The following is a 1,996-nucleotide window of genomic DNA, read 5'->3' on the forward strand; positions in this document are numbered from 1 at the left end:
GGTTCGCTGGAAGAAACAGGCCAGAGCTATATGTCGCTACCCGAAGAGTACCAGCGTATCGAAAACGGCCAGAAGCAGACCGCAGCGGCGATGAAATCCTGCATCAAGGAATACAACGCCACTTTGCCTGCACAGGTGAAAACCAGTGGTAGCCGTGATGCGTTACTCGAGCAGTTGGCAATCATCAATCCTGACCAGGTTGCACAGGAAGCACAGAAACTGGCGCCGCTGAAAGTGTCCGGTACCAAAGCAGATCTGATTCAGGCCGTGAAGTCTGTTAATCCGGAAGCCGTCTTCGCCGACGAGTTGTTGGATGCGTGGCGCGAGAATCCACATGGGAAAGTGCTGGTCACCCGCCAGCAACTGAGCACTGCACTGAGCATTCAGAAAGCCCTGCTCGAGCACCCGACCGCGGGCAAGTTGCTGACACACCCGAGCCGCGCCGTTGAGGTGAGCTACTTTGGATTTGACGATGAAACCGGACTCGAAGTTCGTGTGCGCCCGGATCTGGAAATCGACCTGGACGGCGTGCGCATCGGTGCCGACCTGAAAACCATCAGCATGTGGAACGTTAAGCAGGAAGGCCTGCGCGCCAAACTGCACCGGGAAATCATCGACCGTGACTACCACCTGAGCGCGGCTATGTATTGCGAGACCGCCGCACTGGACCAGTTCTTCTGGATTTTCGTCAACAAAGACGAGAACTACCACTGGATCGCCATCATCGAGGCATCAGCCGAACTGCTGGAACTGGGTATGCTCGAGTACCGCAAGACGATGCGCGCTATCGCTACCGGCTTTGACACTGGCGAGTGGCCAGCACCGATCACCGCTGATTACACCGACGAACTGAACGACTTCGACCTGCGCCGCCTTGAATCGCTGCGTACTCAGGCATAAGGGGAATGAAGATGCAAAACACTAATGTAACTATAGCTGACCAGAACGCCGTAATTAACTCCAACGTGGCCCTGTTTGATTCCCAGTATCTGAACGCCATCAGCGCATTTGCTCAAATTATGGCGCAGGGTGCCGCGACAGTCCCCAGACACCTGCAGGGAAATCAGGCTGACTGCATGGCAGTAGCGATGCAGGCGGCACAATGGCAGATGAATCCCTTTGCCGTAGCACAGAAAACGCACCTGATTAACGGCGTTCTCGGATACGAGGCGCAACTGGTAAATGCCGTTATTTCACGCAGCGGCGTGCTGGCAAACCGCTTTGAATACGAGTGGTACGGACCATGGGAAAAAGTAGTCGGGAAATTCCAGATTCGTAAAGGCGACAAAGGAGAATACCGTGTTCCTGGCTGGACCCTTGCTGACGAAACGGGCATTGGCATCATCATCCGCGCAACGCTGAAAGGTGAAGATCAACCGAGGGAACTTGACCTGCTACTGGCACAGGCCAGGACTCGTAATTCAACGCTTTGGGCTGACGACCCTCGCCAGCAGCTCGCTTATCTCGCCGTGAAACGCTGGGCAAGACTGTTCTGCCCGGATGTAATTCTCGGCGTGTATACCCCCGATGAACTGGATGATCGCCGTGAAGAGCGAGAAGTTAACCTTACTCCAGTGCAACACGTTAGTCTGTCTGATATTTCAGGTGACACCGTCACAACCACGCAGGGCGCGCAGGAATCGTCAATAAATATCGACTCACTGGCTGATGATTTCCGCGAGCGTATAGATGCCGCACAGGATGTTGATAGCGCCAAAGCACTACGCGCTGATATCGAAAGTGCGAAGGCCACGCTGGGTTCAGCCCTGTTCACCGAACTGAAGAACAAAGCAGTGAAACGCTATTACCTGGTTGATTCACGTAACAAGGTTGAGGCCGCAATCAACTCCCTGCCGTCTCCGGGCGAACCGGATGCAGCAGCGCGTTTCGGGGAAGTCGAGCGAGTGCTGGCAGCGGCAAAACGTCACCTGGGCGACGAGCTGCACGACCAGTTCAGCATCACCCTGGCAGATATGAAACCGGAATACGTGGGCTA

2 protein-coding genes are annotated in these 1,996 nt (G+C 55.1%); both read left to right on the plus strand.

Annotation, left to right across the window (positions count from 1 at the left end):
* Positions 1-900: PD-(D/E)XK nuclease-like domain-containing protein (locus JSN25_RS22255; protein ID WP_233638424.1), on the plus strand; the 900-nt coding region annotated here is incomplete at its 5' end.
* Between the two features lie 11 nt (positions 901-911).
* Positions 912-1,996 (plus strand): RecT family recombinase (locus tag JSN25_RS18130; RefSeq protein ID WP_204525213.1); only part of this gene is annotated, 1,085 nt, incomplete at its 3' end.

It is taken from the genome of Citrobacter cronae (assembly GCF_016893685.1).
Taxonomy (GTDB): Bacteria; Pseudomonadota; Gammaproteobacteria; order Enterobacterales; family Enterobacteriaceae; genus Citrobacter; species Citrobacter werkmanii.